The following is a 7,689-nucleotide window of genomic DNA, read 5'->3' as shown; positions in this document are numbered from 1 at the left end:
TTTTAAAAAAAAACCCGCCAATAATGGCGGTTTTTTATGACAAACAATGTATCGTTTTTGACAAACCTTGTGTCGCGTGACGCTAAAAAGCTATTACCAGCTTAACGCACCGCCAGTTTGGTAATCCGTTACGCGAGTTTCGAAGAAGTTCTTCTCTTTACGTAAGTCCATCATTTCTGACATCCACTGGAATGGGTTATTCACACCAGCAAATTGTTCAGGTAAGCCCAATTGGCTTAAACGGCGGTTACAGATGAATTTCAAATATTCTTCCATCATGGCTGCGTTCATGCCCAATACACCACGTGGCATCGTGTCACGTGCATATTCAATTTCAAGCAATGTACCTTCAAGAATCATATCAATGATTTCTTGTTGGAATTCAGCAGTCCATAAACCTGGGTTTTCAATCTTGATTTGGTTAATCATGTCGATACCAAAGTTCAAGTGCATAGACTCATCACGTAAGATGTATTGGAATTGCTCAGCAACACCATTCATTTTATTACGACGACCCATAGACAAGATTTGGCTGAAACCACAGTAGAAGAAAATACCTTCAAGTACGCAGTAGAACGCGATCAAGTTGCGAAGCAAGATTTGGTCGTTTTCTGGAGTACCAGTTTTGAAGGTAGGATCGCTTAAAGACTGAGTATATTTCAGACCCCAAGCCGCTTTACGTGCAACTGATGGAACTTCGCGGTACATGTTGAAGACTTCGCCTTCGTCCATACCTAAAGATTCGATACAGTATTGGTAAGCGTGTGTGTGAATCGCTTCTTCAAATGCTTGACGTAAAATGTATTGGCGGCATTCTGGGTTGGTTATGTGACGATAAATCGCCAATACCAAGTTGTTTGCAACCAATGAATCGGCAGTTGAGAAGAAACCCAATGAACGCATAACAATGGTACGCTCATCTTCGGTTAAGCCATTTTCAGACTTCCAAAGCGCGATGTCGTGGTTCATGTTTACTTCTTGTGGCATCCAGTGGTTTGCACAACCATCTAGATATTTTTGCCAAGCCCATTCGTATTTGAACGGTACAAGTTGGTTTAAGTCAGCACGACAGTTGATCATTGCTTTATCGTCAACTTGAACACGCTGAGCACCCATTTCAAGCTCTTCTAAGCCCGGTGCAACGTCTAGTGTTTCTAGAGTGTTAGATGCTCTTGCCAACGGATCGGTTGAATCTGTTGGTCGACTTGTACTGGTTCGAGCGGGTTGTGCAGCTGCCAAATTCGGCGATGAGTGCTGTGCATTAGATACCACTTGCGAATCAGTCGTTTTTTTCGGTTCGACGGGCGCAGGCTGGTGAGCTTGTGCAGCTTGTTTCGGTTCATCATCTTCGAAATCGTCCCAACTTAGGATAGACATAACAGTTCTCTCTTCGTTGCTTTATATCTTTTATAGACATCCAGCCACGCTGTGATGTCCTACTATACGCTCAATTTGTGTAAGCAAAATTAAGTTTTGTCGATCACTGCTCTAATCTTGTTCGGTAGAGCAAATATCCCCACTACTTATTTTGATTACGCGATTTATATGCCTTGAACCAGAAATAGGCGATCGGGACATAAAAAGTCAAAATAAAGGAAACCACCAAGGCAACGAGTCCTAACTGATAGTTATGGGTCATGTGTGGCATGGGGGGTTCCTTTGTTTATTTTTAATTCTTAAATCTCCCCAAACCCCTCTTTAAAAAAGAGGGGCTTCCTTGAATCCAAAATGGTTTTAGGAAGTCCCCCTTTGGAAAAGGGGGATTTAGGGGGATTAGAAACCTGTCAGATTACTGACAAGCTTCACAATCAGGGTTGTCAATTGAACATGCTTGTGGCACTGGTGCTGCATTGGCAAAACCGTCTTCTTCAGCAGCAACTTCAGCTTTAGGTTCTTCTTTTGCTACTACTGCTACAGGCGCTGCAACAGTTGCAGGTTTAACTGCATTCAATGCACCCGTATTAATGGTTGATTTCTCAGCAGAAGTCGCACCCAATGCACGGAGGTAATACGTAGTTTTAAGACCACGTAACCATGCCATTTTGTAGGTCATGTCCAATTTCTTACCATTTGCACCAGATATGTAAAGGTTAAGAGACTGAGCTTGGTCAATCCATTTTTGACGACGTGATGCAGCATCAACGATCCAACGCGGTTCAACTTCGAACGCAGTCGCGAAGATTGCTTTAAGCTCTTCAGGAATACGTGAAATTTTTTGTACTGAACCTTCGAAGTGTTTCAGGTCATTCACCATCACAGAGTCCCAAAGACCGCGATCTTTTAACGCACGTACTAGGTACGGGTTGATCACTGTGAATTCACCAGAAAGGTTAGATTTCACATAAAGGTTTTGGAATGTTGGTTCGATTGATTGAGACACACCACAAATGTTCGAAATGGTTGCCGTCGGAGCAATCGCCATCACGTTCGAGTTACGCATACCGTCTTTTTGAACTTTAGTACGTAAAGTATCCCAGTCTAAACGTTGAGTACGGTCAACTTCGAACATACGTTCAGGACGCGATTTTGCAACGATGTCTAGAGAATCAATTGGTAAAATACCTTGATCCCATAGTGAACCTTTGAATGTTTCATAAGTACCACGTTCAACAGCCAAGTCACTTGATGTTTGGATTGCGTAGTAAGAAATCACTTCCATTGATTCATCAGCAAATTCAACCGCTGCGTCTGAACCATATGCCATACCCATTTCGTATAGTGCATCTTGGAAGCCCATGATACCCATACCAACTGGACGGTGTTTCAAGTTCGAGTTACGTGCTTGAGGAACAGCGTAGTAGTTGATGTCGATGACGTTGTCGAGCATACGAACAGCAGTTTTTACTGTACGAGCAAGTTTTTCACGGTCAAGAACACCGCCTTGTACGTGTTGAACAAGGTTGATTGAACCTAAGTTACATACTGCGATTTCTTCTTCATTGGTGTTCAGCGTAATTTCTGTACACAAGTTAGAAGAGTGAACTACACCAACATGTTGTTGTGGTGAACGTAAGTTACATACGTCTTTGAATGTGATCCAAGGGTGACCAGTTTCAAACAGCATAGACAACATTTTGCGCCATAAGTCTTTCGCACGGACTTTCTTATGAAGCATGTTAGTTTCTTTTGCGATGCCTTCGTAGTAAGCATAGCGCTCAGCAAATTCTGCACCTGTTAAATCATGAAGATCAGGCGTTTCAGATGGTGTGAACAATGTCCATTCAGCATCTTCAAATACACGTTGCATGAACAAATCAGGAACCCAGTTCGCTGTGTTCATGTCATGAGTACGACGACGGTCATCACCAGTGTTCTTACGAAGCTCTAGGAATTCTTCGATGTCTAAGTGCCAAGTTTCAAGGTATGCACATACTGCACCTTTACGTTTACCACCTTGGTTTACGGCAACCGCAGTATCGTTGGCAACTTTAAGGAACGGTACAACACCTTGAGACTTACCGTTTGTACCTTTGATATAAGAGTTCAAAGCACGAACAGGCGTCCAGTCATTACCTAAACCGCCAGCCCATTTAGACAACATTGCGTTATCACGCATTGCGCCATAAATGTTGTAAAGGTCATCGGCAATCGTCGTTAAGTAACAGCTAGATAACTGCGGACGTAAAGTACCTGAGTTAAACAGTGTCGGAGTTGATGCCATGTAATCGAAGCTAGACAATAAGTTATAGAATTCGATTGCACGTTCTTCACGGTTTTCTTCATTGAGTGAAAGGCCCATTGAAACACGCATGAAGAATAATTGTGGTAATTCGAAACGTACGCCATCTGAATGGATGAAGTAACGGTCAAATAATGTTTGTAGACCGAGGTAGGTAAATTGGTTAGAGCGTTCAGGTTGAATCGCAGCGGCCAATTTCGCAAGGTCAAAGTTAAGAAGCTCTGGTGAAAGAAGATCAAGCGCAATACCTTTCTTCAAGAAAGTTTCTAAAGCGTCGCCTTCGTTTGTATCAGCATCTAAACCTAAGAATTCTAGACCAGTCGCAACTAAGTCATTACGAAGCAAGCGTGCAGTCACGTATGTATAGTTTGGTTCTTGTTCAATACGTGTACGCGTCGCCATCATCATCGTTGTCGAGATGTCTGACTCTTTAACGCCGTTATACAGGTTTTTAACAGTCTCATCGATGATTGCTTGAACATTGATACCTTCTAAACCTTCAGCCGCTTTTGCAATATTTGCTTCAAGTGCACCAAGATCAAGCGGTTTAAGCTGACCATTAGAACCCATCACTTGTAAGGTCGGGTGGTGGTTTGCGCCAGTTTGTTTACGAGCTTCAGCACGTTGTTCGCGGTAAATCACGTATGAGCGAGCAACTTTTTGTTCGCCAGTACGCATTAGCGCAAGTTCAACCTGATCCTGAATTTCTTCAATATGAATGGTACCGCCAGAAGGTAAACGACGGTTAAAGGTATTCAATACCATCTCAGTCAATTGAGAAATACGGTCGTGAATACGGCTGGAGTCAGCGCTTTGCTGGCCTTCAACGGCCAAAAACGCTTTACCGATCGCAACAGAGATTTTTTCTGCATCAAAAGGTGCAACATCACCGGTGCGTTTAATCACCTGAATTTGACCAGGGGTTGAATTCGTTACGCTCATGCTAGCATAGCTCCATTTTTCATCTATTTTTATGTTAGGACCGTTTGAACTGGGCAAAAACCATGCCACAGTATTTGAGGTTTAAACACAAGACCTAGTGGTTTAAAATTAATTGAACACAAGATACGGGAAAATTCAGGGTAGATCAATATTGACATTTATTTAAAAAGTTCGGTCAGTTTGAACAGCATCCATTGCAAAAAAATCCCTATTTTTTATCTTTGTTATATATGCCTTATTCGACAAGGGCATAGCATAGCAAAGTCAAAAAAGAGTGCTTATAGATAACATTGTGGATAAGTCGATAAAGCACAAAATCTTGTGAATTAACCAGTCAGTTTTTATCCGACGAAAATGTATCCAGATTTTATTTTGTTGATATTCTGAGCAATAGTGCACAGAAAGGATTTGTAAACAATTGCACAGAAATCTGGCTGGTTAAAATTTATTACAAAATACGATATTGATGTATCAGTTTCGTGAATGCCATCTTGTTTACAATGTAAACGTGTGTATATTGCAAATTATGTTTAAGCGTATCTATCGGATTTCAAATAGGATACGCCCAACCAAATAAGGGGCAATCAATGAGCCAAGAAGAAAAGTTACCAAAAATTTTAATTGTTGAGGACGATGAACGTCTTGCACGTTTAACTCAAGAATACTTAATCCGTAATGGACTCGAAGTTGGGGTAGAACCAGACGGTAATCGTGCAATTCGCCGTATTATCGCTGAACAACCAGACATGGTTTTACTTGATGTGATGCTTCCGGGTGCAGATGGCTTGACGATTTGTCGTGAAGTACGTCCGCACTATCATCAACCGATTTTGATGCTAACTGCACGTACCGAAGATATGGACCAAGTGCTGGGTCTTGAAATGGGCGCAGACGACTATGTTGCGAAACCAGTGCAACCACGTGTACTTCTTGCACGTATTCGTGCATTACTTCGCCGTACAGATAAAGCACCAGAAGATGAAGTGGCACAGCGTATCGAGTTTGATGATCTCGTGATCGATAACGGCGGACGTTCAGTGACATTGAATAATGAGTTGGTTGATTTCACTAGCGCAGAATATGACCTTTTATGGTTGTTGGCTTCAAATGCAGGTCGCATTCTTTCTCGAGAAGATATTTTTGAGCGCCTACGTGGTATTGAATACGATGGCCAAGACCGTTCAATTGACGTGCGTATTTCGCGTATTCGTCCAAAAATTGGTGATGATCCTGAAAATCCAAAACGTATTAAAACCGTACGTAGTAAAGGTTATCTATTTGTAAAAGAAACCAACGGCATTTAATGTAGAATGCCGTACCTTCGTTTGGCTATGTAGGACACATGTAAGTGTTTAAACACAGTATATTTTTGCGCGTTTATGCGGGACTATTGATATTAGTTTTTTTGGTAGCGACATTTGGCTATTTATTAGTACAGATTATTAACTACCAACGCGCGCAAGAATATCGTGAATCACTTACTGACGGGCTTGCCTTTATTATTAGTGAGGGGATTGCACGTCAACCAAATGAACAGCAGAAGTCAGATTGGGTGTCCGATGCATCTGATCTACTTGAGCTGCCGATTTATTATGTTAAATCTAATCAAGTTGATTTGACGCGTGCAGAATCTAAACGTATCGAAGAGCGCAAAGCAGTGGTACGTTGGGATGCACAAACAACTGCGGCTTACATTATTATTGGTCTAAAAGACGATCCAGCACATTTGCTTTATATCAAGGCAGACAATATCACTGAACGTCAAATGAAAGCCTTACCAGTATTTATTCTTGATTATTTGGTGTATTACCCAGGTCAAGAAAAGCAGTATCTGGAAAAAATTCAACACCATTTCTCTTATCCAATTTCTATTCAAAATGTGCAAAGTTTGCCGCTGGACTCTGAGCAAATTGGACGCTTACGTTTAGATCACAGCATTATTTTGTATCGCGATAGCGCAACTGAACGTGGTACCACCATTTCAATTGTGTCTCCAATTCCAAGTTCTACCTCTGAAGTGTTGGTCATGGGGCCAGTGCCTTTGTTTAATTGGATGCCATTCCAATTGGCTGCGGGCATTACACTGCTCAGTCTATTTGTTTTAAGTTTAGGCGTGTATGGGTTGTTGGTGCCGATGCAGCGCAAATTACGCGCCGTTAACTATGCATTAAATAAAATGAAGGGTGGAGATTTATCGGTACGTTTACCTGTCGAAAGTACGGATGAATTTGGTACATTGGCATCGAGTTATAACTCCATGTCGGATCATATCGAACGCTTGATCGAAGCACAGCGTGAGTTGATGCGCGCGGTATCGCATGAACTGCGGACACCAGTGGCGCGGATTCGCTTTGGTGTGGAAATGATGGCAGATGAAGATGACTATGATTATCGTCAGCAACAAGTTGAGCAAATCGATAAAGATATTGAGGCATTGAATACCTTAATTGATGAGATTATGACCTATGCCAAGTTAGAGCAGGGTATGCCATCTTTAGAGTTTGAAGATGTCAGTCTATTTGATGTCTTGGATCAGGTTGTTATTGAAACTGAAGCCTTAAAAACGGGCAAAATTTTGGAACTCGATGCTCCACCTGTCAGTGTAATTGTTGAAACTGAACGTCGCTATTTGCATCGTGTGGTGCAAAACTTAGTGGGGAATGCTGTACGTTACTGTGATGACAAGGTTCTGCTTAGTGGCGGTGTAGATGAAGAGGGTATGGCATATATCTGTGTAGAAGATGATGGGCCGGGCATACCTGAAGAAGATCGTAAACGTATTTTTGATGCTTTCGCGCGTTTAGATGATAGTCGTACGCGTGCATCGGGTGGTTATGGTTTGGGTTTATCTATTGTGAGTCGTATTGCTTATTGGTTTGGTGGATCAATATCAATCGACGAAAGTCCTGAGTTGGGTGGGGCGCGCTTCACGATGACATGGCCAGCAACACGATTTAAGAAAAATAAGCCGAAGCTAGATGGTAAAGAACTTAGTGCTAATGAAAACTAAGAAGCTTTATTTTAGAGTTTGATCAATATAAAAAAGCCATTCAATTTGAATGGCTTTT

The 7,689-nt window shown here is 41.9% G+C and carries 4 protein-coding genes; 2 read left to right on the top strand and 2 right to left on the bottom strand.

What is annotated here, in order from left to right:
* Window positions 1-93: 93 nt before the first annotated feature.
* Window positions 94-1,377: a ribonucleotide-diphosphate reductase subunit beta gene (locus B9T33_RS15555; protein WP_086179798.1), complete on the bottom strand. Its 1,284-nt coding sequence runs from the start codon at window positions 1,375-1,377 to the stop codon at window positions 94-96.
* Window positions 1,378-1,789: 412 nt separating this feature from the next.
* Entirely contained in the window at window positions 1,790-4,621 is a 2,832-nt protein-coding gene (locus tag B9T33_RS15550; protein WP_086179797.1) for a ribonucleoside-diphosphate reductase subunit alpha, read from the bottom strand.
* Window positions 4,622-5,208: 587 nt separating this feature from the next.
* On the opposite strand from B9T33_RS15550, the gene bfmR reads away from it, so the two are divergent.
* Both bfmR and bfmS read left to right on the top strand, forming a co-directional pair.
* A complete protein-coding gene (gene bfmR, locus B9T33_RS15545; protein ID WP_067764711.1) occupies window positions 5,209-5,925 on the top strand; it encodes a response regulator transcription factor BfmR in 717 nt (238 codons plus the stop codon).
* A gap of 44 nt (window positions 5,926-5,969) precedes the next feature.
* The gene (gene bfmS, locus B9T33_RS15540; RefSeq protein WP_086179796.1) at window positions 5,970-7,631 is read left to right on the top strand and encodes a sensor histidine kinase BfmS; all 1,662 of its coding nucleotides are present in this window, start codon (window positions 5,970-5,972) and stop codon (window positions 7,629-7,631) included.
* The last annotated feature ends 58 nt before the right edge of the window (window positions 7,632-7,689 follow it).

It is taken from the genome of Acinetobacter sp. ANC 5054 (genome assembly GCF_002135295.1).
Lineage (GTDB): Bacteria > Pseudomonadota > Gammaproteobacteria > Pseudomonadales > Moraxellaceae > Acinetobacter.
This window is presented reverse-complemented; position numbering and strand designations above follow the sequence as displayed.

Bases quoted from the DNA above. Each gene is read 5' to 3' on its own strand.
- B9T33_RS15555 (WP_086179798.1), bottom strand. From the start codon at position 1,377: ATGTCTATCCTAAGTTGGGACGATTTCGAAGATGATGAACCGAAACAA.
- B9T33_RS15550 (WP_086179797.1), bottom strand. From the start codon at position 4,621: ATGAGCGTAACGAATTCAACCCCTGGTCAAATTCAGGTGATTAAACGC.
- bfmR (WP_067764711.1), top strand. From the start codon at position 5,209: ATGAGCCAAGAAGAAAAGTTACCAAAAATTTTAATTGTTGAGGACGAT.